Annotated in this window: 22 protein-coding genes, 1 tRNA gene and 1 other RNA gene; 5 read left to right on the forward strand and 19 right to left on the reverse strand. The window is 69.5% G+C overall.

The genetic code is table 11. From position 1 onward, the window contains the following. Positions 1–13: 13 nt before the first annotated feature. The 4 genes from DOE79_RS09060 to ffs form a co-directional block, all read right to left on the reverse strand. The gene (locus DOE79_RS09060) at positions 14–1,207 is read right to left on the reverse strand and encodes an acetate/propionate family kinase (protein WP_120338227.1); all 1,194 of its coding nucleotides are present in this window, start codon (positions 1,205–1,207) and stop codon (positions 14–16) included. After that, positions 1,204–3,420 carry a phosphate acetyltransferase gene (gene pta / locus DOE79_RS09065; RefSeq protein WP_120338228.1) on the reverse strand — a complete coding sequence of 739 codons (2,217 nt, stop codon included), beginning with the start codon at positions 3,418–3,420 and terminating at the stop codon, positions 1,204–1,206. Before pta ends, DOE79_RS09060 begins: the two co-directional genes overlap by 4 nt. Positions 3,421–3,422: 2 nt before the next feature. Then, complete coding sequence (locus DOE79_RS09070) at positions 3,423–5,897, reverse strand: phosphoketolase family protein (protein ID WP_120338229.1); 2,475 nt, start codon at positions 5,895–5,897, stop codon at positions 3,423–3,425. Positions 5,898–6,087: 190 nt separating this feature from the next. Next, positions 6,088–6,184: signal recognition particle sRNA small type (gene ffs, locus DOE79_RS09075), an RNA gene on the reverse strand. 120 nt (positions 6,185–6,304) lie between these two features. Between ffs and DOE79_RS09080 the strand changes: the two genes are divergently transcribed. The 4 genes from DOE79_RS09080 to DOE79_RS09095 all read left to right on the forward strand — a co-directional run bounded on the left by DOE79_RS09080 (position 6,305) and on the right by DOE79_RS09095 (position 9,810). Further along, positions 6,305–6,392 (forward strand) — tRNA-Ser (locus tag DOE79_RS09080). A gap of 197 nt (positions 6,393–6,589) precedes the next feature. Continuing rightward, positions 6,590–8,020, forward strand: coding sequence for an MFS transporter (locus tag DOE79_RS09085; RefSeq protein ID WP_245977226.1), 1,431 nt, complete (start codon positions 6,590–6,592; stop codon positions 8,018–8,020). Between the two features lie 111 nt (positions 8,021–8,131). Then, on the forward strand, positions 8,132–8,509 hold the full coding sequence (locus DOE79_RS09090) for a YciI family protein (RefSeq protein ID WP_120338230.1): 378 nt from the start codon (positions 8,132–8,134) through the stop codon (positions 8,507–8,509). Continuing rightward, positions 8,491–9,810, forward strand: coding sequence for an RNA polymerase sigma factor (locus DOE79_RS09095; RefSeq protein ID WP_120338231.1), 1,320 nt, complete (start codon positions 8,491–8,493; stop codon positions 9,808–9,810). The genes DOE79_RS09090 and DOE79_RS09095 overlap by 19 nt, the downstream gene beginning before the upstream one ends. A gap of 211 nt (positions 9,811–10,021) precedes the next feature. On the opposite strand, the gene DOE79_RS09100 is transcribed toward DOE79_RS09095, so the two are convergent. Genes DOE79_RS09100 through DOE79_RS09110 form a run of 3 tightly spaced genes read right to left on the reverse strand, consistent with a single transcriptional unit; the run spans position 10,022 to position 12,262 of the window. Continuing rightward, positions 10,022–10,261, reverse strand: a complete 240-nt coding sequence (locus DOE79_RS09100; protein WP_120338232.1) for a putative acetyltransferase — start codon at positions 10,259–10,261, stop codon at positions 10,022–10,024. Further along, complete coding sequence (locus DOE79_RS09105) at positions 10,258–10,914, reverse strand: potassium channel family protein (protein WP_066592567.1); 657 nt, start codon at positions 10,912–10,914, stop codon at positions 10,258–10,260. Before DOE79_RS09105 ends, DOE79_RS09100 begins: the two co-directional genes overlap by 4 nt. A gap of 49 nt (positions 10,915–10,963) precedes the next feature. Beyond that, on the reverse strand, positions 10,964–12,262 hold the full coding sequence (locus tag DOE79_RS09110) for a TrkH family potassium uptake protein (protein WP_342767958.1): 1,299 nt from the start codon (positions 12,260–12,262) through the stop codon (positions 10,964–10,966). A gap of 213 nt (positions 12,263–12,475) precedes the next feature. Here DOE79_RS09110 and DOE79_RS09115 point away from each other — a divergent pair, with 213 nt between their 5' ends. After that, positions 12,476–13,075 (forward strand): hypothetical protein, encoded by a 600-nt coding sequence (locus tag DOE79_RS09115; protein WP_162942686.1) that lies wholly within the window; start codon positions 12,476–12,478, stop codon positions 13,073–13,075. Between the two features lie 9 nt (positions 13,076–13,084). Here DOE79_RS09115 and DOE79_RS09120 read toward each other — a convergent pair whose 3' ends face one another. From DOE79_RS09120 to DOE79_RS09170, 12 genes are all read right to left on the reverse strand, one after another. Then, positions 13,085–13,909 carry a GNAT family N-acetyltransferase gene (locus DOE79_RS09120; RefSeq protein ID WP_120338235.1) on the reverse strand — a complete coding sequence of 275 codons (825 nt, stop codon included), beginning with the start codon at positions 13,907–13,909 and terminating at the stop codon, positions 13,085–13,087. A gap of 218 nt (positions 13,910–14,127) precedes the next feature. Next, a complete protein-coding gene (locus DOE79_RS09125) occupies positions 14,128–15,501 on the reverse strand; it encodes an NAD(P)/FAD-dependent oxidoreductase (protein ID WP_120340243.1) in 1,374 nt (457 codons plus the stop codon). A 70-nt stretch (positions 15,502–15,571) separates the two neighbouring features. Continuing rightward, positions 15,572–16,009 carry a DUF805 domain-containing protein gene (locus DOE79_RS09130; RefSeq protein ID WP_120338236.1) on the reverse strand — a complete coding sequence of 146 codons (438 nt, stop codon included), beginning with the start codon at positions 16,007–16,009 and terminating at the stop codon, positions 15,572–15,574. 146 nt (positions 16,010–16,155) lie between these two features. Then, positions 16,156–16,302, reverse strand: coding sequence for a hypothetical protein (locus DOE79_RS20525; protein ID WP_162942687.1), 147 nt, complete (start codon positions 16,300–16,302; stop codon positions 16,156–16,158). A gap of 127 nt (positions 16,303–16,429) precedes the next feature. Then, positions 16,430–17,707, reverse strand: a complete 1,278-nt coding sequence (locus DOE79_RS09135) for a saccharopine dehydrogenase family protein (RefSeq protein WP_120338237.1) — start codon at positions 17,705–17,707, stop codon at positions 16,430–16,432. Between the two features lie 32 nt (positions 17,708–17,739). Then, on the reverse strand, positions 17,740–18,975 hold the full coding sequence (locus DOE79_RS09140; protein WP_120338238.1) for a hypothetical protein: 1,236 nt from the start codon (positions 18,973–18,975) through the stop codon (positions 17,740–17,742). 37 nt (positions 18,976–19,012) lie between these two features. Beyond that, positions 19,013–20,191 (reverse strand): hypothetical protein, encoded by a 1,179-nt coding sequence (locus DOE79_RS09145; protein ID WP_120338239.1) that lies wholly within the window; start codon positions 20,189–20,191, stop codon positions 19,013–19,015. 37 nt (positions 20,192–20,228) lie between these two features. Further along, positions 20,229–20,990 (reverse strand): phosphatase PAP2 family protein, encoded by a 762-nt coding sequence (locus DOE79_RS09150; RefSeq protein ID WP_120338240.1) that lies wholly within the window; start codon positions 20,988–20,990, stop codon positions 20,229–20,231. A 64-nt stretch (positions 20,991–21,054) separates the two neighbouring features. Then, positions 21,055–22,470, reverse strand: a complete 1,416-nt coding sequence (locus tag DOE79_RS09155) for a sensor domain-containing diguanylate cyclase (protein WP_120338241.1) — start codon at positions 22,468–22,470, stop codon at positions 21,055–21,057. Then, complete coding sequence (locus DOE79_RS09160; RefSeq protein ID WP_245977236.1) at positions 22,467–23,306, reverse strand: alpha/beta fold hydrolase; 840 nt, start codon at positions 23,304–23,306, stop codon at positions 22,467–22,469. The genes DOE79_RS09155 and DOE79_RS09160 overlap by 4 nt, the downstream gene beginning before the upstream one ends. Before the next feature lie 164 nt (positions 23,307–23,470). Then, a complete protein-coding gene (locus DOE79_RS09165; protein ID WP_245977239.1) occupies positions 23,471–24,748 on the reverse strand; it encodes a multidrug effflux MFS transporter in 1,278 nt (425 codons plus the stop codon). A gap of 184 nt (positions 24,749–24,932) precedes the next feature. After that, a complete protein-coding gene (locus DOE79_RS09170; RefSeq protein ID WP_120340245.1) occupies positions 24,933–25,421 on the reverse strand; it encodes a GNAT family N-acetyltransferase in 489 nt (162 codons plus the stop codon). Between the last annotated feature and the right edge of the window lie 25 nt (positions 25,422–25,446).

A 25,446-nucleotide genomic window follows, 5' to 3' on the forward strand; every position in this document is an offset into this window, starting at 1 on the left:
GGGGTGGTGAAGGCTAGATGACCGCGCGGGTTTCGCGGGCGATCTCGAGCTCCTCGTTGGTGGGGATGACGAGCACGGTGACCCGCGAGGCATCCGTCGACACGACGCGGGCGACGCGGGAGAACGGGTCGTTCTTGGCCGGGTCGATCTCGATGCCGAGGCCCTCGAGGCCGCGCAGGGCGCCCTCGCGGATGATGCCGGAGTTCTCGCCGACACCGGCGGTGAAGACGATGACGTCGAGGCCGCCGAGCTGGGCGATGTAGTTGCCCACGTAGCCCTTGATGCGGTGGTAGTACACGTCGAGCGCGGCCTGGGCCACGGCGTCGCCGGCCACGGCGGCGTCTTCGACGTCGCGCATGTCACCGTTGCCGGTGAGGCCGAGCATGCCGCTCTCCTTGTTGAGCATGGTGTCGAGCTGCTCGATCGACATACCCGCCTTGCGGTGCAGGTGGAACAGCACCGCGGGGTCGATGTCGCCGGAGCGGGTGCCCATGACGAGTCCCTGCAGCGGGGTGAGGCCCATCGACGTGTCGATGGACTTGCCGCCGTCGACGGCGCAGACCGACGCACCGTTGCCGAGGTGCAGCACGATGGTCTTCAGCTCGGCGAGCGGGCGGCCGAGGAACTCGGCTGCGGCCTCGGAGACGAACTTGTGCGAGCTGCCGTGGAAGCCGTACCGGCGGATGCTGTGCTCCGCGGCGAGGGCCGTGTTGATCGCGTACGTGTACGCGGCGGCCGGCATGCTCTGGTGGAACGAGGTGTCGAAGACGGCCACGTGCGGCACGTCGGGGAAGTTCGAGCGAGCCGCGATGATGCCCTGCACGTGTGCCGGGTTGTGCAGCGGGGCGAGGTCAGCCAGGTCGGTGATCTGCTGCTGCACGGCATCGTCGATCACGGTGGGACCGGTGAAGATGCTGCCGCCCTGCACGACGCGGTGACCCACGGCGATGAGGTTGGCGTCGGCCAGCTGCGGGCCGTGCTCGGCGAACGCGGCGACCATGAGCGCGAAGCCCGCGGTGTGATCGGGGATCGGCAGGTTCTGCTCCTGGCGGCCAGCGTCCGAAGCCGTGTTGGTGTGGCGGGCATGTCCGGTGCCCTCGCCGATGCGCTCGACGAGTCCGCCGGCCAGTTCGGTCTCGGTGTCGATGTCGATCAGCTGGTACTTGAACGAGGACGAACCGCTGTTGATGACGAGGATGGCGGTCATACGGCTGCCACCACCGCTGCGAGCGATGCGGCCTGGATGGCGGTGATCGCCACGGTGTTCACGATGTCCTGCACGAGGGCTCCTCTGGAAAGGTCGTTCATGGGTTTGCGCAGGCCCTGCAGGACGGGGCCGATCGCGACGGCGCCAGCACTGCGCTGGACTGCCTTGTAGGTGTTGTTGCCGGTGTTGAGGTCGGGGAAGATGAAGACGGTGGCCTTACCGGCCACGTCGGAGTCCGGCATCTTCGCCGCGGCCACCGCTGCGTCAGCGGCGGCGTCGTACTGGATCGGACCTTCGACGGCCAGGTCGGGGCGGCGTTCGCGCACGATGGCGGTGGCCTCCCGCACCTTTTCGACATCCGCGCCGTTGCCCGAGATGCCGGTGGAGTACGACAGCATCGCGATGCGAGGCTCGATGCCGAACTCGATGGCCGTCTCCGACGCCGAGATGGCGATGTCGGCGAGCTGGGCGGCGGTGGGGTCGGGGTTGACCGCGCAGTCGCCGTAGACGAGCACCCGGTCGGCCAGGGCCATCAGGAACACGCTCGAGACCACGGACACGCCGGGGCGGGTCTTGATGATCTCGAAGCTCGGGCGGATGGTGTGCGCGGTGGTGTGCGACGCGCCGGAGACCATGCCGTCGGCCAGGCCCAGCTGCACCATCATCGTGCCGAAGTACGAGACGTCGGTGACGACGTCGCGGGCCTGGTCGATGGTGACGCCCTTGTGAGCGCGGAGGCGCGCGTATTCCTCGGCGAAGCGCATCCGCAGCACGTCGTCGAACGGGCTGATGACGGTGGCCTTGGCGAGGTCCAGGCCGAGGCCGATGGCGCGCGAACGCACCTCGAACTCCTCGCCGAGGATGATCAGGTCGGCCACGTCGCGGGCCAGCAGGGTGGCGGCGGCGCGGAGCACGCGGTCGTCGTCGCCCTCGGGCAGGACGATGCGCATGCGGGTCTGGCGGGCGCGCTCGAGCAGGGTGTACTCGAACATGAGCGGCGTGACCACGTCGGCGCGGCTCACCTTGAGCCGGTCGAGCAGGGCGCTGCCGTCGACGTGCTGCTCGAACAGCGCCAGGGCGGTGTCGTGCTTGCGCTGCGAGTCGGCGGCCAGGCGGCCGCGGGTGTGCGTGATGCGCAGCGCCGCCTCGTAGGAGGCCAGGTCGGTGCGGATGATGGGCACCGACGGGGCGAGGCCCTTCATGAGCTGTTCGATGGCCTCGGGCAGCGGGAACCCGCCGACGAGCACGACACCGGCCAGCGACGGGAAGGTCGCGGAGGAGTTGGCCATCAGGGCGGCCAGCAGCACCTCGGGGCGGTCGCTGGGGATCACGACGACGGCGCCCTCGGTGAGGCGAGGCAGCACGTTGACCATCGACATGGCGGCCACGACCACGCTGAGCGCCTCGCGGGAGAGCAGCTCGGGGTCGCCCTGCACCAGGGTGCCGTGGGTGGCTTCGAGGATGGTCTTCATGCTCGGGGCCACGAGGAACGCGTCTTCGGGGATCGCCCAGACGGGCACGACGGCCGCATGCATCGCATCCGGTGCGTCGGGCAGGTTGTCGACGCCCTCGCGCACCGCGGCGATGAGGCCGTTGAGGTTCTCGGGGTCGGCGCGGTTGACCACGACGCCGAGCAGGGAGACGTGCTCGGACTGCAGTTCGGTGAGCGCCACATCGGTGAGCTGACGGATGTCGTCACTGGTGCGCGGTTCGCTCTGGCCGAGCTGATCGCTCTGGCTGAGTCCCTCACCCTGGCCGAAGCCCACCCGGCCGGCGAGCACCAGCAGCACCGGAACACCGAGGTTCGCGGCGATACGGGCGTTGTAGGCCAGTTCGGTGGGGCTGCCGACGTCGGTGAAGTCGCTGCCGATGACCACGACGGCGTCGCACTGTGCTTCGACGGCCTTGTAGCGGGCCACGATGCGGGCGAGTGCGGCATCAGGGTCGGCGTGCACGTCGTCGTAGGTGACGCCGACGCACTCGTCATAGGTGAGCGCCGGCTGGGTGGCCGGGTTGGTGCCTGCGGGCTTGCCGGCCTGCAGGTGGTTCAGCAGCAACTCGAGAACGTAATCGGGCTTGTGCTTGGACCGGGCGATGGGGCGGAAGACGCCCACTCGCTCGATGGAGTGCAACAGGGTGTCGAGAACGCCGAGTGCGATAGTAGATTTGCCGGTATTTCCCTCGGCGGAGGTGATGTAAATGCTTCGAGCCACGGTTATACGTTATCCCCGCCGGTGGTGTCTAGTGCGCGCACGGCGGCTGCCGCGGCATCGTTCCCAGCCCATACCCAGTCGGTGACCTCGGGGATGTCTTCCCCGTGGTCGCGGGTGTACTGCCGGGCACGCAGGCGGGCATCCTGCATCTGCTGGCGAAGCAGTCCGGCACGGGCTCCGAGTCCGGGCACCCGGTCGATGACATCCATCACCAGGTGGTACCGGTCGAGGTCGTTGAGCATGACCATGTCGAACGGCGTCGTCGTCGTTCCGTTCTCCTTGTACCCGCGGGCGTGCAGGTTGGAGTGGCCGTGGCGCTTGTAGGTGAGCCGGTGGATCAGCCACGGGTACCCGTGGTACGCGAACACGATCGGCTTGTCGGCGGTGAAGTAGGCGTCGAACTCGCGGTCGCTCAGACCGTGCGGGTGGTCGTCCTCGGACTGCAGGCGCATGAGGTCGACCACGTTGACCACGCGCACGCTGAGGTCGGGCATGGCCTCGCGCAGGATCGCGGCGGCGGCGAGCACCTCGAGGGTGGGCACCTCGCCGGCGGCGGCGAGCACCACATCGGGTTCAGTGCCGGGCTCTTCGGTGCCGGCCCACTCGAAGATGCCCAGACCCCGCTCGCAGTGAGCGACGGCCTGGTCCATGGTGAGCCAGTTCGGGGCCGGCTGCTTGCCGGCCACGACCACGTTGACGTAGTCGACGCTGCGCAGGCAGTGGTCGTAGATCGACAGCAGAGTATTCGCGTCGAACGGCAGGTAGACGCGTACGACATCCGCGCTCTTGTTCACGACGTGGTCGATGAAACCCGGGTCCTGGTGGCTGAAGCCGTTGTGGTCCTGGCGCCAGACGTGCGAGGACAGCAGGTAGTTCAGGCTCGAGATCGAGCGGCGCCACGGAATCTCCCGGGTGACCTTGAGCCACTTGGCGTGCTGGTTGAACATCGAGTCGATGATGTGGATGAACGCCTCGTAGCAGTTGAACAGGCCGTGGCGACCGGTGAGCAGGTAGCCCTCCAGCCAGCCCTGGCACTGGTGCTCGCTGAGCATCTCCATGACCCGGCCGGCACGGGCGAGGTTGGTGTCTTCGGGGATGTACTCGGCGTTCCACTGCTTGTCGGTGGCGGCGTAGACGGATGGTGCGAGCCGGTTGGACGCGGTCTCGTCGGGTCCGAAGATGCGGAAGTTGTCGGGGTTGTCGCGGATGACGTCGGCCAGCCAGATGCCGAGCACCTTGGTGGCCTCGTCGACGGTGGCGCCGGGGGACGGCACATCCACGGCGTACTCGCGGAAGTTGGGCAGCTTGAGGTCGCGGCGCAGCAGCCCGCCGTTGGCGACCGGGTTGGCGCTCATGCGCAGGTCGCCGTGCGGGGCGAGGGCGGAGATGATGCCCACCGGGGCGCCGGCCTCGTCGAAAAGTTCCTCCGGCCGGTACGACTTGAGCCAGGACTCGAGCACGTCGGTGTGCGACTGGGTGTCGCGGGCGTTCACGAGCGGCACCTGGTGCGAGCGCCAGGAGTCCTCCACCTGCACGCCGTCGATGACCGGTGGGCAGGTCCAGCCCTTGGGGGTCTTGAGGATGATCATCGGCCAGCGCGGCCGGTCGGTGCTGCCGGCGAGGGCGGCACGCTTGATCGCGGCGATCTCGTTGAGCACCTCGTCGAGGGTCTGCGCCATGCGCTGGTGCACGGCGAGGGGGTCTTCGCCGTCGAAACCGCCGGAGACGATGTGCGGGTTGTGGCCGTAGCCGCGCATGAGGTCGAGCAGTTCGTGCTCGGGGATGCGGGCAAGCACGGTGGGGTTGGCGATCTTGTAGCCGTTGAGGTGCAGGATCGGCAGCACGACGCCGTCTTCGAGCGGGTTGACGAACTTGTTGGAGTGCCAGCTGGTGGCCAGCGGTCCGGTCTCGGCCTCACCGTCGCCGATGACGGCCGCGACGAGCAGGTCGGGGTTGTCGAACGCGGCGCCGTAGGCGTGACTCAGCGCATAGCCGAGCTCGCCGCCCTCGTGGATGGAACCGGGGGTCTCCGGCGACGCGTGGCTGGGGATGCCGCCCGGGAAGGAGAACTGGCGGAACAGGCCCTTGACGCCGTCGACGGACTGGTCGATGCCGGAGTAGATCTCGGAGTAGGTGCCGTCGAGGTAGGCGTTGGCGACCATGCCGGGCCCACCGTGGCCGGGGCCGGTGATGTAGAGGGTGCTGATCTCGCGTTCGCGGATGACCCGGTTCAGGTGCGCGTAGAGGAAGTTGAGGCCCGGGGTGGTGCCCCAGTGGCCGAGCAGGCGCGGCTTGATGTGCTCCCGGGTGAGGGGTTCGCGCAGCAGCGGATTGTCGAGCAGGTAGATCTGCCCGACGGAAAGGTAGTTGGCAGCGCGCCACCAGGCATCCACACTGGCGAGAGCTTCGGCGCTCAGGCTGTGCGGAAGGCGGCTGGGCCAGGTGAATGATGAGGTGGCGTTGGACGACTGAACCATCACGGACTCCAGGTGCTCTATGGGCGCCACTGGCGCTGTTCAAGTCTAAGAAGTGCCCGGATGCAGAGCAGGGGACGTTAGTCCCGCATGAGGGGCCTGGAGAGGGCTAGGCTGAGCGATTCGCGTGCGGCCCGTGCTGTGGGCGGGTTGCGGGCCTCGATGGGGCCGGCGGCGGGGCGCGTTCTGGGCAAAGTAAAACTCCTCGCGCACCCACCAGAGCCCAGTTACCCTTGCTACGTTTCCGTCCTGGGGGAGTTGGCCGAGATAGCGCCACGCGAGGAGCCATTGCCAGTTTAGGGCGTCTCGGGCGTGCGCCCAAACCCGGCCGCTGAGCGACGTGTCACCGGGACCCCCCAGAAGCAGGTAAGATTTTCCCTGGTCGTTGTCTTGACGAATCGACCGGTTCAGGAGAATTCGCCTAGTGGCCTATGGCGCACGCTTGGAAAGCGTGTTGGGTGAAAGCCCTCGGGGGTTCGAATCCCCCATTCTCCGCCAGTGAAACGCCCGCCTTCGAGCGGGCGTTTCCGCTTTAACCCGCCACTTGTTGCCGAAGCGGACAAATGGTCCTGGTACGCCGGGCGCAATTGTCCGGACGGGCAACAGCTACTGCGGGCTGGCGGCGGGGAGCGGGGCAGGAGGCGGCATCCGCCCGGCTTGACCTCAAGGGCGGTTGAGGTTCTACGATCACACTCGTGCCCCTTCCCCGACCGACCCCGTCCGCGCTGCCGCGAACGCCCTCCATCTTCGCCAAGGAGTACGTCTGGGTCACCGTCGGGATCCTCGCGCTGATCTTCCTGGCCGCGTTCGAGGCCCTGGCCGTGACCACCGTGATGCCCACCATAAGCGCGGCGCTGAACGGCGGGTCCCTCTACGCCCTGGCGTTCTCCGGTCCACTCGCCGTGGGGGTCGTGGGCATGGTCGCCGCGGGCAACTGGGCGGACCGCTCCGGGCCCGTTCCCGTGGTGATCACGGCCGTGGCCCTGTTCGCCGTGGGCCTGGTGATCGCCGGCACCGCCGCATCCATGCCCGCCCTCATCGTGGGCCGGCTGGTGCACGGCCTCGGCGGGGGCGCCCTGAGCGTGTCGCTGTACGTCGTCGTGGCGCGTGTCTACCCGCAACGGATGCATCCGGCGATCTTCGGCGCCTTCGCCGGGGCCTGGGTGATTCCTTCGCTGATCGGCCCGTTCATTGCCGGGGTTGTGGTCGAGCTCACGAGTTGGCGCTGGGTGTTCCTGGGCGTGGTGGTGCTCGTGCTGGCCGCCCTGGTGATGCTGCGACCCGGGCTGGTCTCCGTCGCGGCGGCCGAACGGGAACGGCCGGCCACGGTGCGGACCCCCTGGCGCCTGTCGCGCATGCTGTGGTCGCTCGGCGCCGCGGCGGCGGTGCTCTGCGCGTCCCTGGCGGCTCAGCTGCCCGGCGCCCTGCTCTGGGTGGGTACCGGGCTGGCGTTCGTGCTCGCGGGGGTGGCGCTTCGGCCCCTGCTGCCCGTCGGGACTCTGAGCGGCCGGCGCGGGCTGCCCGTGGTCATGAGCATCCGGGGGCTGGTGTCGGGGGCGTTCCTCTCCACCGAGGTCTACCTGCCGGCGCTGCTGACCGGGGAGTATCGGCTCTCCCCCGTGCTGGCCGGACTCGCGCTGAGCTGCGCGGGTGTCACCTGGGCCACCGCGTCGTGGCTGCAGGGCCGCTACGCCAGCGTGCTGAGCGACCGGAGCAGCATGCGGCTGGGCAGTGCGCTGTTGCTGGTGGCGATCGCGGCATCCGCGCTGACCGCGGCGTTCGGCCTGCCGCCGGCGCTGGCCATCGGCGGCTGGGCCGTCGCCGGAGCGGGCATGGGCACGCTCGTGCCCCGGCAGAGCGGGCGGGTGTTGCGGCTCTCGGCGCCCGACCAGCAGGGTTTCAACTCCTCGGCGCTGCTCATCGCGGACTCGATCGGTGCCGCGCTGGCGCTCGCGGCCACCGCGGTGGTGTTCGTGGCGGTCACCCCGCTGGGCGGCACGGCCACCTACACGGCCTCGTTCACCCTCTCCGCCCTGCTGGCGATCGGCGGACTGCTCCTGGCCGGCCGGGTCGGCCGCGACACCACCGCCCTCGACGCTCCCGCCACCGAGGCCACGGCCGCCTGACCCACGTCCAACATGTCCGCGTGGGCTGCAGTTGCGGCGCGGATGTCGATCGGGGGCTGGCTCAGTCGTCACAGGGGTGTCAGTATCAATCACGCTTGGAAGGGACATCTCATGCAGTATTCACTCCTCGTCATCAGCCAGGAATCCGGCGACGCCGGCGTCACCGAAGAAGACATGGAATGGGGTCGGGCCGCGTTCGACGCCTACGCCAAGGCCCTCGACGCCGCCGGGGTGCTCGTCTCGGCCGATATCCTGCAGCCCGTCGCCTCGTCGACGACGGTGTCGCTGAGGGACGGTGCGTTGCAGATCCAGGATGGGCCGTTCGCCGACACCAAGGAGCGCCTGAACGGCACCTTCGTCATCGACGTGCCCAACCTGGACGCCGCCCTCGACTGGGCCGGCAAATGCCCGGCCGCGCAGTACGGTGCCGTCGAGGTGCGCCCCTCGGCGATCATCTTCACCGCAGGCGAATGGCACCAGGTCGCCTGACCGCCCGGGCGCGGGCGGAGCTCGCCGCCCGCGCCTCCTACGGCCGTCTGGTCGCCGTGCTCGCCGCGCCCACCGGCGACCTCGCCGCGGCCGAAGACGCGCTCGCCGACGCGTTCGAACGCGCCCTCACCACCTGGCCGCGCAACGGCGTGCCCGACAACCCGGAGGGATGGTTGCTCACCGTGGCCCGCAACCGGCTCAAGGACCTCTGGAAATCGGCCGCGGTGCGACTACGGGCACCACTGGACGACAGCGCGCCGGAGCGCCCCGCGGCGACCGGGAACGGTCCGCTCTCCCCGGCCGACCACCTGAGCCCGGGCTCCCCGTCCCTCGCTGCCCTCGAGGCGCTGGACGTCGAGGCGATCCCCGACAAGCGCATCGAGCTGCTCTGCGTGTGCGCCCACCCGGCCATCGACCCCGGCATTCGCACGCCCCTGATGCTGAACACCGTGCTCGGGCTCACCGCGGCGGACATCGCCGCCGCGTACGCCCTGCCGGAGCAGACCATGGCGCAGCGGCTGGTGCGGGCCAAACGCCGCATCCGCAACACCCGTATCCCGTTCGTGCTGCCGTCGATGACCGACCTGCCCAAGCGCCTGCCCGCGGTGCTCGAGGCCGTGTACGGTGCGTATGCGATCGACTGGCCCACGGCCGGGGCGGATGCCCGCCGCACGCCCGATTCGCTGGCCGGCGAGGCACTGTACCTGGCCGAGACCCTCGCCGCACTCCTCCCCGACGAGCCGGAGGTGCTCGGGCTGGCCGCCCTGCTGGCCCTCTCGCTCGCCCGGGCGCCGGCCCGCACCGGGATCGCGGGTGAGGTCGTCGCCCTCGACGACCAGGATCCGGCCCGCTGGGATGCCGCCCTCATCGCACACGGCGAGCGCTACCTCCGGCGCGCACAGGCCCTGCACCGGATCGGCCGGTTCCAACTCGAGGCGGCCATCCAGTCGGCGCACTGCGACCGGGCCCGCTCCGGGGTGACCGACTGGGCGGCGCTGAAGATCCTGCACGCGGCGCTCGTGCGCCTCTCCCCCACCGTGGGCGCCCGGGTGGCGCTGGCCGCGGTGCTCGGCGAGGCCGACGGTGCGGCCACGGGCCTCGACGCGCTCGACGCGCTGGCCCTGGACCGCCCGGACGCGGGGACGTTCCAGCCGTTCTGGGCCACCCGCGCGCACCTCCTGGCCGTGGCAGGCCGGGTGCCGGATGCACGGGCCGCCTACGACCGCGCGCTGGAGCTGACCGGCGACGAACGGCTGGGCGCGGCCTTGCGGCACCGGGCCGGGGCCCTGCCGCCCGTCTGAGCTGCGGTCAGCCTGCGGTGCGCGACCGTGCGCTGGTCGCAACCCTTTCCCTTGGTCGAGCTTGTCGACGCCGTGCTGAGCCCGGCGAAGTAGACCCCGCGAGACGAACTCGGGAACGCGGCTGACTCTCGCAGGCACGTCACCGGGTTTCGACACGCTCAATCAACGTCGACACGCTCAACCAACGAGGGGGACGCGAACCAGAGCGGCGCTACTCGCCGACGTGGCGGCGCGGGCGCGGCGGGGGCGGCGGCGGAACCTCTTTGGCCGCGACGACCTCGGCGAGCGCGAGCGACACAGTGCCCCGCTTGGTCTCCACGGTGCAGTGCGTGAGGTCGCAGGAGCGCAGGTAGCCGAGCGCATCCGTGTACCCGCCCTCGATGCGTGTGCGCACGACGACGCGGATGCCGACCTCGGCGCCGGCCAGGAAGTCGCGGGCCGGGTTCGTCATCGCAACCGGCTGAACGACTCGACGCGCTCGGTGGACCCGGCGACGAGGATGATGTCGCCCTCCTCGATCACGGTCTCCATGGTGGTGTAGCTCCAGCCCTGGCCCTGGCGGTGATAGGCGGTGACGGTGACCCCGTGCACCGTGCGCACCTTCGTCTGGCTCAGCGGCAGTCCGAGGATCTCCCGCGGCGGAGCCGTTTTCACCAGGGCGAAATCCTCACCGATGTCGATGTAGTCCTGCATCACCCCGCGCACCAGGTGCGCGACGCGCTTGCCCATGTCTTTCTCCGGGTAGATCACGTGGTTCACCCCCAGCTGGCGCAGGATCTCGCCGTGCGGCTCGCTCACCGCCTTGGCCCAGATGTTGGGGATGCCGAGCTTGAGCAGAAGCGACGCGGTGAGGATGTTCGCCTGAATATCACCACCGATGGCGACCACGACACTGCTGAATTCCGGCACGGAGAGCTGCCGCAGCGTCTCCTCCTTGGTGGAGTCGGCACGCACCACGTGGGTGAGGAGGCGGTTGTGCGCCTGCACGATCTCCTCGTCGCCGTCGATGCCGAGCACCTCGGTACCGCTCTCCATCAGCTCGAGGGCGAGGGCGCTGCCGAACCGGCCCAGGCCGATCACCACAACGGAGTCTTCCTCGGCCATCCGCGACGGTTCGCGCTGGTTGAACAATGAGAACGCTGACGACCTGAATCTAGCCAATGATCGGCCTCTCCTTGGGGAATTCGTACGCGGGAGGGCGCTCACGCAGAGCGAGCGCCGAGGCGAAGGTGATGGGGCCGAGCCGGCCGATGAACATCAGCAGGATCAGGATCGCCTGACCGGCCGGCGGCAATCCCGCTGTGATCCCCGTGGACATGCCGACGGTGCCGAAGGCCGAGATGGTCTCGAACAGCAATGCGTCCAGGCCGATGTCGGTGATCAGCATCAGGGCCGCGGTCGAGGCCGTGACCACAAAAACGGCCAGGAGCACCAGGGTGATGGCCTGCCGGTGCACGGCCCGGGAGAGCCGCTTGCCGAACACGTTCACGACCCCGTCGCCGCGGATCTCGGCCACCAGGATGAAGTACAGAACGGCGAACGTGGTCACCTTGATACCGCCCGCGGTGCCGGCGGGGCCGCCACCGATGAACATGAGCACGTCCATGCCGAGCAGGCTGGCCGAGTCCATGGCACCGACGTCGATGCTGTTGAATCCGGCCGTGCGGGTCTGCACCGACTGGAAGAAGCCGACCAACACCTTCGCCGGCCAGTCCAGCGGACCGAGCGTGGCGGGGTTCGACCACTCAACGGCCGTGATGTACACGGTGCCGGCGACCAGCAGGGTCACCGTGCCGGCCAGCACGATGCGGGTGTTCATGGTCCACTGCCGCGGAGACCGGAAGTGCTTGCGCAGCTGCACGATGACGGGGAAACCCAGCCCGCCCAGGATCACGGCGGCAGCGATCGGCAGGCAGATGAACGGGTCGACGGCGTAGCCCATCAGATTGTCGGTGAACAGCGCGAACCCGGCGTTGTTGAACGACGACACCGCGTGGAAGACGCCCAGCCAGACCGACCGGCCCACCGTCTCGCCGTACCCGATGAGGAAGCGCAGGCTGAGCAGGATCGCCACAATGGTCTCGATCACCAAGGAAATGGTGACGACGCCGAGCACCAGGCCTTTCACGTCCTCCAGGCCCACACTGCGCACCTCGGAAGCCGCGGTCACGCGGGAGCGCAGGGACAGGCGGCGCACCACGGCCAGCCCGATCACCGACGCGAACGTCATCACTCCGAACCCGCCCACCTGGATGAGCAGCAGGATCACCACCTGGCCGAACGGCGTCCAGTAGGTCGCGGTGTCCACGACGGTGAGGCCCGTCACGCACACAGCAGAGGTGGCCGTGAAGATCGCTTCGGCGAAGGATGCACCACCTGGGCCGGCTTTGGCGACGGGCAAGGACAACAGCCCGGCCCCGATGAGCACGGTCAGCGCGAAGCCCGTTGCCACGGCTTGGGCGGGATGCAACCGAAATCTGGGCCCGGCTGGGCGCCGGCCATTCGTCGTCCGCGGGTTCACCCTGACACTCTACGGGCCGCGCGGTGCGGCCGGGAGCCCGGCCGTTCGCGGCCTGTCGCGCCGCCGGATGACCCCCGAACGGTGTCTACTGAGGGGCCGGGTCATGGGGCATACTCAACAAGACACCGGCGAGGGGGAACAAGGGTGGGGAAAATCACGGGTCGGCCTGTGCGCGCGCAGGTGCTGCGACCGCACGGCCATCTGCTGCGCCAGACAACCCTCTCGATCATCGCCTTCTTCGCGCCCGTTTTCGCCGTGCTGTACTGGCTGACGATCCCCGTGGGGGATTGGCCGGCGGTGGCCGCCGCCCAGCTGGCGGTCATGGTCGTGGCCGCCGTCGGCATCGTCGGTTTCCTCCGCACCTGCATCTGGGTGGACGACACCGGCGTATCCGAACGCGGGTTCTTCGGCCGGCACACCAGCTTCCCGGCCGAACAGATCTCCAGCGTCGTGCTGCTCGAGCTGTACCAGAGCGGCACGGTCGACAGCCAACCGCAGCTCTTCGTCACCGGACAGGACGGTGAGCTGCTGGTGCGGATGCGTGGCCAGTTCTACTCCCGCGGCGCCATGGACACCGTCGCCGACGAGCTGGGCGTGCCGGTGGTGCATGTGCCGGACCCGATGACGCTGTCCGAGCTCAACCGGCTGCGCCCCGAGCTGCTCTACTGGTTCGAACGCCGCCTCACCGGGCGCACCCGGCCGACCGTGACGGACTCAGATTTGGGCGCTGACCTCGGCGGTTAGTCACCCGGGTCAGGCTGATGCGGCGCCGTCGCCGTGCCCGGCGCCCGCGTCGGCCGGTTCCCGGTCGCCCGGATCCGCCGTGAACACGTAGTCGTTGAGGCCGGTCACCTCCGGCCGCAAGCCCCGCCGGAACGCGTCGGCGAACACGGCTCTGGACTCCTCTCGGCGCCGGGCGGCCGCGGCCGGATCATCCGCTCGCAGCCGTTCGAAGTCTGCGTCGAGGGCCCAGGTGCCCTCGGCCCGCCAGAGTGGCGCCGGGCGACCGTCGAGCGCGCGCCGCACCCGATCGGAGCCCAACACCCACCGCGCCTCGAACCTGTCGCTGTGGTCGGCGCCCGAGATCACGTCGTCGAGCCGGCCGTAGAAGTCCGGCAGGAACCCGGTCACCTCGGCGCCGAGCTTGACCAGGTTGAAGTGCGCGTTGCGGCGAATCAGCGGGTCGAAGGTCCAGCGCATCTCGGTGACGCCCTGCTCCAGGCAGACGGCGCGCTGGAAGAGCTTGAGCGCGAAGCCCACACCGCCGCCGCGGTGCCACGGCACCACCGCGGCCATGTGCGAGTGCAGGTGCACCCCGTTGGTCCAGCCCAGGAACCCCAGAGTCGCCCCGACCGGCTTGCCGTTCTGAGTGGCCAGCAACACCGTGTTGCCCGCGTAGTCGAGCGCGAGCAGCATGGCCCGGTCGGGACTGCGCCCCACACCCCAGGTGCGTTCGAACAACCCGATGATGCTGGCCAGATCGCGCGGTTCGGCCATCCGCACGCTCACGCCGGCCGCCAGGGCGGCCTCGTCGTACCGCCGGTAGGCCTCGGCCACGGCCGCTGGGTCAACGCTCATGGGTCGAGTGAACCACACGGCGGGCCCGAGATCGAGAGTGCGACCCGGCCACACGGATGTCGCGCCTCGCACTCCTGGCCGGCGCACGCGCGTGCCGGTCGACCGCCGTCACCGGTTAGAGAGGAGAAGGTGACTTTGATAGGACGGGATTGCGCAGGCGGTCCTTTTTTTTCGGCCTATCCCCTAGGAAGCGTGAGTCGCTCAGATGGCGCCGGACGCTAGTGGCCCCGGCCGGAGACGCGGTCGGCGAGGGTCGCGAGCGGCGAGGTGCTGTCGCGCCGGGTGAGTTCGGCGCGGTCGGCGCGGGTGTAGGCCTGGTACAGGGCGGTCACGGCCAGCCAGCGCAGCGGCTCCGGCTCCCAATTGCGCACCCGGTGGTTCACCCAGGGCAGCTCGGTGAGTGCGCTCGCCCGGCCGAGGATCAGGTCGGTCAGGGTGCGCCCGGCCAGGTTGGTGGTGGCAACGCCGGTGCCCACGTAGCCACCGGCCCAGGCGAGGCCGGTTCGCCGGTCGAGGCCCACGGTTGCGGCCCAGTCGCGGGGCACGCCCAGCACGCCGCTCCAGGCGTGCGCGATGGCGGCATCCGTCGTGCCCGGAAAGAACCGGTGCAGGATGCCGCGGAGCGCCTCGACCGCGCTCGCCGGGGTGTGCCCGTCGGAGTCGGTCTTGGACCCGAACCGGTACGGCACCCCGCGGCCGCCGATGGCGATGCGGTCGTCGGCGGTGCGCTGCGCGTACATGTAGGCGTGCGCCATGTCGCCCAGGGTGGCCCGGCCCTCCCAGCCGATGCCGGCCCACACGTCGGCGGGCAGCGGTTCGGTGACGATCAGCGACGAGTTCATCGGCAGCCAAGCCCGGTGCAGGCCGGCCAGGCCCGCGGTGAAGCCCTCGGTGGCGCGCACGATGAACTCGGCCTCCACCGTGCCGCGGGCGGCGCGGGCGGCGTGCGGGGTGATCTCGGTCACCCGGGTGTTGTCATAGATCTCCACGCCGAGCGCCAGCACCGCCCTGGTGAGCCCGGCCACGAGCTTGGCCGGTTGGATGCGGGCGCAGTGCGGGTGCCACATGGCCCCGGTCGAGCCGGCCACGTTGATCTGCGCGGTGGCGTCTTCGGCGCTGAGCAGCTCCGCATCCGTGTGCGGCCAGGCCTGTTCGGCGCGCACGGCGGCCTCGAGCCGGCGCTGCTGCGGCCGGTCGTAAGCGACGGTGAACTCGCCGCCCCTGACGATGTCGGCATCGATGCCCTCGAGCGCGGCGACGCGGATGACCTCGTCGACGGTGTCGTTCATGGCCAGCTGGAAGGCGCTGGCGGCGTCGCGGCCGTGGCTGCGGATGTACTGGTCGCGGCCGCCGGTGACCGAGTTGGTGAGCCAGCCGCCGTTGCGGCCGGAGGCGCCGTAGCCTGCGAACCGCTGCTCGAGGATGACGATGCGCAAGCGCGGCGCCGCCTTCTTGAGGTAGTACGCGGCCCACAGCCCGGTGTAGCCGGCGCCCACGATGCAGACATCGGCGCGGGTGGAGCCGGGCAGCGGGGCACGCGGGGCTGGGCGGCCGACCTGGCTCCACCAGAAGGAGACGTCCCCGTTGATCATGCCCGCACCGCTTCCCATGTCGATCGCCGTAACGCGATCATGGCGCATCCGGGCCCGGGTTGCGAAGCACTCAGCCCAGGTTGGATCCCTGGAACGACAGGCCGGGCGCCTTCGGCAGCCGGGACACGTCGAACCGGGCGCCCGCGGGGTTGCTCGGCAGCAGCGTGAAGACGAACAGGATGATCGCACCCACGCCCGGGATCAGGCCGAGGAAGACGAACCAGCCGGAGAAGTTCGCGTCGTGCAGCCGGCGCACGAGCACCGCGAGGCTGGGCAGCAGCACGCCGATGAAGAGGATGGGCCCCAGCAGCATCGGGACGATCTCAAGGTTGTGGGCGGGGTCGCCGTACATATTGGTTCCGGTGGGGATCAACGCAATCACGCTGATCAGGGCGATAACGACCCACAGCAGCAACCCGAACCACCAGTACTCGCTGCGCGGGGCGCGTCCGGTGAAGTCGGCGTATTTGCGGAAGACGGACTTGATCGCTTGGGCGGGTGTGAGCATGGGGGTCTCTTTCGTCGGCTCTGGTGAGTCGGCGCAGGCCGACGGAGGCCGTGCACCCCCGCGTTCAGGCTAGCGGTCCGGGTGCGGCGCGGTCAGGCGGCGCGGCGCGGGCGGCACGATCCGGTGCGACGATTCCGGCGCGGCTCCTAGCGCTGGAAGAGGAACAGCAGGGTCGTGGCCCCGACGGTGATGGCGACCAACGACAGGATCAGGATCCAGGTGAGCCCCTTCATCCCGCGGAGCTTGCCCATGAATCCCACTGGGCGGCCGTCGTAGTCGTCGTAGTCATGCATGGGGCGACTCTATCGAAGCGGGTCGGGTAAGGGCTGTGTGTGCCGGCCGAGCACGCCGGTCAAGCCTGTCGAGACCACGCGAAACGACCCACGGACGCGCGGCAGCAAACGCCCGCGAAGAGGCAGGTCACGCGGCGGGGGTTCGCTCCTGAAGGCCCCAGGGCTGGCCATAGCCGGCGGGCTCGGGGGCGGCCATGAGGTCGAGGTACGGCTTCGCGTCGAAGGCCTCCGGGCCGAGCACCCCGGTGCCGCTCCAGACGCCGGTCGCGAGCAACTCCAGCGCGATCGCGGGGTTTAGCGCGGTCTGCCAGACCACGCATTGGGCGTCGTACTCAGCCATCGTCCACTCGTTGTCGCTCACGTGATACAGGTAGACCTCCCGCGGCGCGCCATCCGTGCCGGTGCCGGTCACCCACACGCCCGCGCAGGTCTTGCCCGTCATGCGCGGCCCGATCGTGGCCGGGTCGGGCAGGCTCGCGGCCACCACATCCCGCGGCGCGACCATCGCCGGGCCGTCCGCGGTGCGCACCCGCACCGGGTTCACACTGTCCAGGCCGAGCAGGTGCAGAGTCTTCAACACCCCGATGAACTCCTCGCCGAGCCCGTACTTGAACGTGACCCGCTTCGCATCCAGCCAGCGCGGCATCAGCAGCACCTCCTCGTGCTCCACGTTCACGCACTCCACCGGGCCGATGCCCTCGGGAAAGTCGAACACCTCCGGCTCGCTGAACGGCGCCGTGGTGAACCAGCCGCGGTCCTTCTCGAAAATCACCGGCGGGTTCAGGCACTCCTCGATGGTGGTCCAGATGCTGAACGACGGCGCGAAGATCTCGTTGCCGGCCTCATCTCGCACCACCAGATTGGCGCCATCCCGGGTGCCGAGCTCGTCGATCTCGCTGAACAGGTGATCCGAGGCATACCGGGCGAACACATCGCTGAGGCCGGGCTCGACACCCATGCCCACGAGGGCGAGGCGTCCGCTGGTCTCCCAGTCGGCGGCCTGCTCGAATTGGTCGTCGCCGAGCTTGATGCCGGTCTCGGTGTGCGGGTCCGTCGGATGCGGCTCGCTCAGGCTCATCGCCATATCCAGATAGTCCGCGCCCGCGGCGAGCGCCCCGGCGAAAATGCTCTGCACGAACTTGGGCTCCACGGCGTTCATCACGTGGCTGACTCCGTGCTCCCGCGCCACGCGAGCCACGACATCCGGGTCGGATGCGTCGATCTGCGCCGCCGTGAACCTCTCGGCGGTCTCTGCGCCGTGGCGGGCCTCGATCGCCGCGACGGTGCGCTGCGCCCGTCCCAGGTCGTAGTCGCTCACCACCACGTGCTCATAGAACGAACGGCGGGCAATGATCTTCGCGAACGCGTCTCCGACGCCACCGGCACCTACGAGGAGAATTCTCATGCCCTGACGCTAGCGCGCCGCCGCCTGGAATGTCAGTACGCGGTCGACATCCGTTTGCGCGGTCCCTCCGGCCCGTATGGCCAGGATGGCACTCGGGCCACGGGCAGCTCAGAACGTTCGACCCTTCGCACCGAATACACCAACGGTGTCGTTTCGAGGACGTCCACCGCGCTGCGGTTGAGGTAGACCTGGGCCGTCTCGTCGTTGCAGCCCTCGACCTCGTAGGTCTCGCCCCGCCAGGTGGTGGTCGCGGACACCTGCGTGAGGTCGGTGACCTCGTTCGCGTCGAGGTGAGCTCGCCACTCCCAATACGAGTCGTATCCCGACGTGCACGGAAACAGGAAGAAATCGTCGGTCACGGACTCACCCTGGCCCTTATCGGCCACGAACCCCGTGCCGGCAGCGGCGACAGGGGCTTCCCCCGGCTTCGGTCGTGGCACGGCGGGCCGGCTGACCAGCGCGTACCGACCGCGCACGCGGCCGACGAACCCGGCCGTGGTGCCGGATCCCACCGGACGGTCCACGCGTGTCCACGACCGCAGGCTCAGCTGCTCCGCCGGCACCAGCGCCGACCAGCCGCTGTTCAGATTGTCCTCGACGATCGTGATCTCGGGAACGTCGAAGTCTGGCACTCCCCCTGTGGGCACGTAAACCAAAGCCAGACCCTCGCGGATGCCGGCAACGGTCACCGTGAAGTCCCGCCAGACCGCCTGCCACGTCACCTGCCGCACCGCCGAGGCCCGACTCCGGTCCACCAGCGCCGTGTACGCGCCGTAGCCGTCAGGCGTCCAAGCGGCTCCAGCTACTAGGTCGGCGGTGGGTTCGCCGGCACCGGGCCCGATCAGCTGGAGCTGCGGCACCCCGGCCTCGCTCACGGTGCCGCAGGTGTCGGCCACGGCGAAGTCCCGGCCGTCGACCCTGGTCGTGACGCCGGGCTGCGGGGTGCTCTCGTCGATCACATCGTAGGTCGTCGTGCGGGTCAGCCAGAACCGGTCCAGCGCCCGGAAGTCCACCATTCCCGTCGCCCCTTCCAGCCGGGGGTCGTCGTCGCGGCGGTAGACGCCCTTCTTCGGCAGGTCCCCGCCGATGTACACCCGACCGTCATAATTCACGAGGTAGACGTCAACGCGCACTCCCCGGAAGGTCGCGTGACCGCGGACCTCAGTGTGGCCGCCCGGGATCGGCCGGGCTCGCAACACCTCCACGCTGGCGGGGTTCGTCAGCGAGCCGTCGAAGGGGTCCGGCAGTGCGGCGGCGGATGCGGGCATGTCAGGTTTCCTATCGTCGGTGGCGGTGATGCTGGGGCTAGTGGAGCGACAAGACCTTGGAGTCGACGGGCAGCGCGCTCCGATCGATGGGCTGGACCGTGTAAATGAAGGGAGTCGTGTCCGCGATGTCCACCGTGGAGTGGCTCAGGTACACGAGTCCCGCACCGTCATCACGCCACTGGACGGGATGGGTCTGCCCGTTCCAGGTGGTGGTGGCGGTCACCTGTCGGAGGTCGGACACCTCGCTCTCGTCGACGGTCACCCGCCACGTCCAGTAGTGCTGGGACGACGCGACCAGGACAAACTCGTCGGTCACGGTGTCACCCCGGTTCTTCTCGACGACGACGGCGCTGCCCGGGGCAGCCACCCGCTCCTCGCCGGCGACGTGCGGCTCCGCCACGCGAACCATCGACGCCGTGCGGCCACGCAGCGTTCCCACGCATGCGTCCACGACTCCGACGCCCAACGGGCACTCGGTGAGGGTCCAACCGCGCAGACTCAGCTGCGCCAGCGGCACCACGGCAGACCATCCGTTCCTGCGACGGCCTCCTCCCAGCACGACCTCTGGTGCGTTCGACGGTGGCTCCCCGCCTCCCCCGGCGAAGATCATCGCCTGTCCGTCACAGATCGCGGCGATCTGCACGGTGAAATCCCGCCAGATCGCGGTCCACTCCACCCGGCGCACCACCGAGACGAGACTCCGGTCGACGATCTTCGTGAATAAGCCGTAGCCATCCGGTGCCCAGCCCTCGCCCTCAGGCTCGGCCGTACTTAACCAGATCAGCTGCAGCTGAGGCACCCCCGACGCACTGACGGTGCCTTCGGTGTCGACCAGGCCCACCGTCAGCCCGTCGATGGATGCCGTCAGCCCGGGCTGCGGCGTGGTCTCGTCGATCAGGTCGAAGGTGGTCGTGCGGGTCAGCCAGAACCGGCTCAGCCACCCGAAGTCCACCCGGCCGAACGCGACTCCCACCTGGGGGTCTTCCTCGCGCCCGAACACCCCGTACAGCGGAAGGTCACCGGCGACCGATACCCGGCCATCCCTGCCGACACCGCGCACCCGCAGCCGCACGCCCTGGAAGGTGGCGTGCCCGGAGACCTCCATGCGGCCGCCGGGTACGTTCCGTTCGCGTACGACATAGATGCCCGAGGGATTGGTGAGCGAGTCGTCGAACTCGTCGGACTCGTCGGACGGATTGGTGCAAGGTTCGGTCATCCGTTGAACCGGGCGGATGCTCGTCGGTCGCGGCGGGTCATCGCGGCGCCGGGCGCGCTGACGCGTTTGACCCTGCTGCCCGGCGTCTGGCGAGAGTGTTCTCACCGTCGAGCTTGGCCGCCAGCGGCGCCCACAAAACCACGGCCACGCCCACACCGAGCAGCAGGCCGCCGATGGTGTCGGTGAGCCAGTGCGCGCCGAGATAGGTGCGGCTGACCATCATCGCCACCGTGTACACCGCCCCGGCGATCCATACCCACAGCCGGGGGAAGATGATGCCCAGCAGCACGGCCATGGTCGCCGCGTTCGCCACATGGCCGGATGGGAACGAGCCGAAGTCGGAGGTGACCAGCATGTCTTCGGGACGGGCCCGACCGAACAGGGTCTTCAGCAGCTGCACCAGGCCGGCACTGGCGACGGTGGCGAGCACGAAGTACAGCGCCGCCCACGGGCGCCTCAGCACGAACAGGGTCACGACGATCGCGATCGGGATCACGAACACCCCGGCGATGCCCGCGCCGAGGAAATTCATCACGAGGGCGGGCACCTCCCAAACCGGCGACCGGTGCTCGAGGATCTCTTCCATCCACTCCAGATCGGCCTCGATCGGGCGCCCGCTGCCTCGGGTGAGGATCAGGGCGCCGAGCAGGAAGGCGAAGAGAACGGCAATCGCCCCGCTGATCAGCGGCCAGCGCCGGGCGATGCGGCGGGAGGGGGCATCCGCCGCGGCTTCGGCCGTGGCCGGGGTGGGCGAATCGGGTCTGGTGGGCTCAGTCTCGTCTGATCGGGAGGGGTCCATCAGCCCATGCTAGATCGGCGCGCATGGGAACCGGCTCGGACCCGCGGAGCCCGGCAGCACCGGCTCAGGCGGTGAGCAGCGTGTCGCGGCCCTTGCCGGCCCGTTTGGAGGCGAGCATGGCCTCATCGGCGAGGGCGATCAGGTCGTCCGGGCTCATCGGCACGGCACGTCCCGGGGTGTACACGCTGATGCCGATGCTGGCCGACACGCGTTGGCCCCGCGCGAGGCCGTCGAGAGGTTCCCGCACGGCCTGGCGGATGCGCTGGGCTACCTCGAGCGCGCTCGTCTGGTCGATGCGGTCTGACGCGATCACGAACTCGTCGCCGCCGAACCGGCTCGGGGTGTCGTCCTCCCGCAGCACCCGCCGCAGCCGTACGGCGACCTGCTGCAGCACCTGGTCGCCGGCCTCGTGGCCGAAGTCGTCGTTGATCGCCTTGAAACCGTCAAGATCGAGGAAGAGCACCGCGACCGCCCGCCCGTGACGCTCCGCGTCGCCGATCAGCCGGCGCAACCGGTTCTGCAGCGCGCGCCGGTTGGGTAGGCCGGTGAGGGAATCGTGCAGGGACTGGTGTTCGATCTGGTGTTGCAGGTGGATGCGTTCGAGCACCGGTGCCGCCTGGGTGGCCAGCGCTCCGAGCAGGTCGAGCAGGTTCTCATCGAGCACCCGCTGCCGCTGGAACCAGCAGGCGATGGCTCCGCTGACGGTGCCGTTGTCGATGATGGGCACGACGCAGAGCGCCTCGACGCCCTCCGCATCGAGCGGGGCCGCCAACGCGGGAAAGCTCACCGCGATGTCGGCGGCGCTCCGGCACAGCACCGGCAGCCCGGAGGCCAGCGCCGCGCCCACAGGCAGCAGATCGGCCAGCTCGACGGTTTCCGCGAGCGGCCGGGCCCCGGACACCAGTTCACGGGTGCCGCCTGGACCGGTGACGATCACCGAGACGTGCGCGGCATCCGTGGCCATCTCGGCCGAGACCCGCAATGCCGACCCGAACGCGGCGAGAGTGGATGCGGGCGCCAGGCCGGCCGCGGCGGCCTGCAGGATACGCACCCGGGCCACGGCGGTCTCGGCCGTGCGCCGGGCGTCCAACAGGTCGCGCTCGTACTTGAGCCGGATCCCCGCGTCGAAGACGGCGGCGTAGACCAGCGGCTCGGCTCCGGAGCCGTCCAGAACCGAGCTGACCAGCACGTCGCGGGTGCCGCCGGCGCTGGTGGAGAGGGTGAGCATCATCTCGTTGAGCCGGCTCTGGGCCTGCAGCAGCGGCATGTAGCGGGTCTCGAAGATGAGCTTGCTGCCGCGGGAGAGCAGCGCCAGGAAGTACCGGCCCACCACGTCCTCACGGGGATAGCCGGTCCACTCGCAGAACGTGTCGTTGGCCGAGCGGATGACCCCGTCCGCCGTCATGGCGAACAGGCCGGCCGGCGCGTGGTGGAACAGGGCGCGGGCGATGTGGTCCGTCGTGCCGCCCGCATCCGTCACAGAAAGCGCCGGATCTGGCGTTCGATCTCGCCGGGATCGGACAGGTGCGCGTAGTGACCGGCGGCGTTGAGCACCACGAGTTCGCTGCCGATGATGTGCTCGTGCAGGTACGCGCCCACCTCCAGAGGGGCGATCAGATCGTCGGAGGACTGCAGGATCAGGGTGGGCGTGGTGATGTTCTTGAGCAGACGGCGCCAGTCCGAGAGGAAGGTGACCCGGGCGAAGTGTTGCGCGACCATGGTGTTGGTGCGGGTCATGCTCTCGGCCAGCTCGGCGGCCAGCTCGGGGCGGTCGGCGTTCTGCATCAGCGCCGGCGCCATCTCGGCGGCCCAGCTCACGTGGTTGACCTCGAGGGCGTCGAGGAGGGCGTCCACGTCGGCGCGTTCGAAGCCGCCCAGGTAGCCCTCGTCGTTGAGGTAACGCGGGGACGGCCCGAGCATGATGAGCCGGGCGAAGCGGTCCGGCTCCTCCACGGCGGCGAGGGCGCCGATCATGGCGCTCACCGAGTGGCCCACGAACACCACATCGTGCAGGTCGAGAGCGCGCAGGATCTCGAGCAGGTCGGCCGCGTAGCCGCGCAGCGAATCGTATTTGCGCCGGTCGTAGGCCGAGACGTCGGAGTCGCCCGAGCCGACGTGGTCGAAGCGCACCACCCGGCGTTCGTCGGCGAATTGCGGCGCCACCAGGCGCCACATGTTCTGGCTGGTGCCGTAGCCGGGGCCGAAGACGACGGGCTGCCCGGCCGGGTCGCCCAGCACCGTGACGCCGTTGCGGGTGAGCACGTCGGCCGTTGAACTCTCGGGGAGGTTCGCTCCGGCTGGCTGAGTGAAGGTCACGTTCGAAATTCTTCCATACCGAGGCATCGCTCCGGTGACGAGAATCGCCCGGTGAGGCGGCACCCGGGCCGCGCAGGCGCGTTCACCGGGTCAGTGCGTCGCGTCAGTGTGTCGCGGGTCAGTGCGTCGCGGGTCAGTGGGTCAGCGCGTCAGTGCGTCGCGGGTCAGTGGGTCAGCGCGGCCACCGTGCGCGGGCGCACGATCAGCCACAGGCTCAGCACGGAGATGATCGCGCAGACACCCATCACCGAGGCCATCGGAACGGCGGTTCCCACGCCGAGCAGGCCGACGACCGGGGAGATCAGGCCGGCGATACCGAAGTTGGCCGCGCCCAGGACGGATGCGGCGGTGCCGGCCTCGCTGCCGTGCGAGTTGAGGGCGATGACCTGCACGGTGGGGAAGGTGAATCCACAGCCGGCGATGAAGAACCAGAGCGGGATGAGCGTGCCCCAGAGGCCGGCGCCCAGCAGGTCGAGGGTGAAGATGGCCGCCGACGTGAGCACCAGCACGGCCGTGGCGCCGATCAGGATGTTCTGCGGACCCACGTTGTAGCGGTGCATCAGCCGGGAGCTGGTCTGCACCCCCACGACGATGCCGAGGGAGTTGATCGCGAAGAGCACGCCGTACTGCTGGGCGCTGAAGTCGTAGACCTGCTGGAACAGGAACGGCGACGAGGAGAGGTAGGAGAACAGCCCGGTGAAGGTCATCGCGCCGATGATGGCGACACCGACGAAGGTGCGGTCGCCCAGAACCGCGCGGTAACGCTGGCCGAGGCTGGAGTGGCCCGGAACCGTCCGGCGCTCCTTGGGCAGGGTTTCCACGATCCAGATCGCCACGGCGATCATCACGACGATGCCGTACCCGGCGAGCACCCAGAAAATACCGCGCCAGGGCATCACGAGCAGCAACTGCGAGCCGATCACGGGCGCGAGCACCGGTGCGAGGCCGCTGACCAGGGCGAGCCGGGAGAGCATCTTCACGAGAGGCTTACCGCCGAAGAGGTCGCGCACCATGGCCATGGCCACGACGGCACCGGCCGCGGCGCCGAAGCCCTGCAGAACCCGGAAGATTCCGAGCGAGACGATGTCGCTGGAGAGCGCCGCGCCCACGCAGGCGAGCACGTGGAAGCCGGTGGCCAGCAGCAACGGCAGACGGCGGCCGATCTTGTCGCTCCATGGTCCGACGATGAGCTGGCCGAAGCCGAACCCGATCATGGTTCCGGTGAGGGTGAGCTGGATGGCCGCGGCCGAGACCCCGAGTTCGCTTTCGAGGATGGGGAACGCCGGCAGGTACAGGTCGATCGTGAACGGACCGAGCGCGGTCAGCGCGCCCAGGATGATGATGTAGACGATGCGCTGTCCCCGGGAGAGCGCGTCACCCGGGTGCCGGGCGGTCGAGTGCAACTGTGCATCGGTGATGACGGGGATGACGGCGGTAGTCACGTGTGAGAGTCCTCGGTCGGGATCGTACGGTGGGGAGGGCGGGCGCGCGGGCCCAATGGCGGAAAGCGTGCCCGACCCGGTTCTATTCCCCCCGCCGGGGCATCCGGGCAAAGATTGCGCGGATGCGCGAGTTCCTGCAATTTACCGCCGGTCCCGGGCGGCTCCCGGTGCCGTCGGCGACCCGTCAGAGCAGCAGTTCCATGAACACGTCCGCTCGGGCGTAGGGCATCGGGCCGATCCGTTCGGCCGGCACGTGGGTGAACCCCACCGACTCGTAGAGATGAACGGCGTTGGCGAGCCTGGTGCTGCTGCCGAGGAAGAGGGAGCGGGCGCCGAGCCCTCTGGCGGCGTCGATCGCGGCCAGGATGAGCTGCCGGCCGGCTCCGCGGCCCCGCAGGGCCGGCCTGACCGCCATCTTGGACAGCTCGAACACGCCGTTCCCTGTGGGCACCAGGGCGACGCACCCCACCCGGTCGTCGCCGAGCCGGGCGATCAGCACGGTGCCGCCGGGGCCGACGATGCGGGCGCCGGGGTCGTTCAGCAGGGCACTGTCGGCGTCCTCGAGGGTGAACAGCCGGCTTATCCACTCCTCGTTGAGCTCCCGGAAGGCTTGCGCGTCCTCGGCCGAACTCATCGGCTCGATGACGAGTGACAGCGGGTGGGTGAGGGTCATGATCTGCTCCTTCTTCCCCTCCATT

This window comes from Cryobacterium soli (assembly GCF_003611035.1).
In the GTDB taxonomy this organism is placed as follows: domain Bacteria; phylum Actinomycetota; class Actinomycetes; order Actinomycetales; family Microbacteriaceae; genus Cryobacterium; species Cryobacterium soli.

What these genes read in the sequence shown, in the direction of transcription:
- DOE79_RS09105 (WP_066592567.1), bottom strand. Translation starts at nt 10,914, where the DNA reads ATGGCCGAGGAAGACTCCGTTGTGGTGATCGGCCTGGGCCGGTTCGGC.
- DOE79_RS09090 (WP_120338230.1), top strand. Translation starts at nt 8,132, where the DNA reads ATGCAGTATTCACTCCTCGTCATCAGCCAGGAATCCGGCGACGCCGGC.
- DOE79_RS09060 (WP_120338227.1), bottom strand. Translation starts at nt 1,207, where the DNA reads ATGACCGCCATCCTCGTCATCAACAGCGGTTCGTCCTCGTTCAAGTAC.
- DOE79_RS09170 (WP_120340245.1), bottom strand. Translation starts at nt 25,421, where the DNA reads ATGACCCTCACCCACCCGCTGTCACTCGTCATCGAGCCGATGAGTTCG.
- DOE79_RS09070 (WP_120338229.1), bottom strand. Translation starts at nt 5,897, where the DNA reads ATGGTTCAGTCGTCCAACGCCACCTCATCATTCACCTGGCCCAGCCGC.
- DOE79_RS09100 (WP_120338232.1), bottom strand. Translation starts at nt 10,261, where the DNA reads ATGACGAACCCGGCCCGCGACTTCCTGGCCGGCGCCGAGGTCGGCATC.
- DOE79_RS09120 (WP_120338235.1), bottom strand. Translation starts at nt 13,909, where the DNA reads ATGAGCGTTGACCCAGCGGCCGTGGCCGAGGCCTACCGGCGGTACGAC.
- DOE79_RS09145 (WP_120338239.1), bottom strand. Translation starts at nt 20,191, where the DNA reads ATGACCGAACCTTGCACCAATCCGTCCGACGAGTCCGACGAGTTCGAC.
- DOE79_RS09095 (WP_120338231.1), top strand. Translation starts at nt 8,491, where the DNA reads ATGGCACCAGGTCGCCTGACCGCCCGGGCGCGGGCGGAGCTCGCCGCC.
- DOE79_RS09150 (WP_120338240.1), bottom strand. Translation starts at nt 20,990, where the DNA reads ATGGACCCCTCCCGATCAGACGAGACTGAGCCCACCAGACCCGATTCG.
- DOE79_RS09140 (WP_120338238.1), bottom strand. Translation starts at nt 18,975, where the DNA reads ATGCCCGCATCCGCCGCCGCACTGCCGGACCCCTTCGACGGCTCGCTG.
- DOE79_RS09135 (WP_120338237.1), bottom strand. Translation starts at nt 17,707, where the DNA reads ATGAGAATTCTCCTCGTAGGTGCCGGTGGCGTCGGAGACGCGTTCGCG.
- DOE79_RS20525 (WP_162942687.1), bottom strand. Translation starts at nt 16,302, where the DNA reads ATGCATGACTACGACGACTACGACGGCCGCCCAGTGGGATTCATGGGC.
- DOE79_RS09130 (WP_120338236.1), bottom strand. Translation starts at nt 16,009, where the DNA reads ATGCTCACACCCGCCCAAGCGATCAAGTCCGTCTTCCGCAAATACGCC.
- DOE79_RS09125 (WP_120340243.1), bottom strand. Translation starts at nt 15,501, where the DNA reads ATGATCAACGGGGACGTCTCCTTCTGGTGGAGCCAGGTCGGCCGCCCA.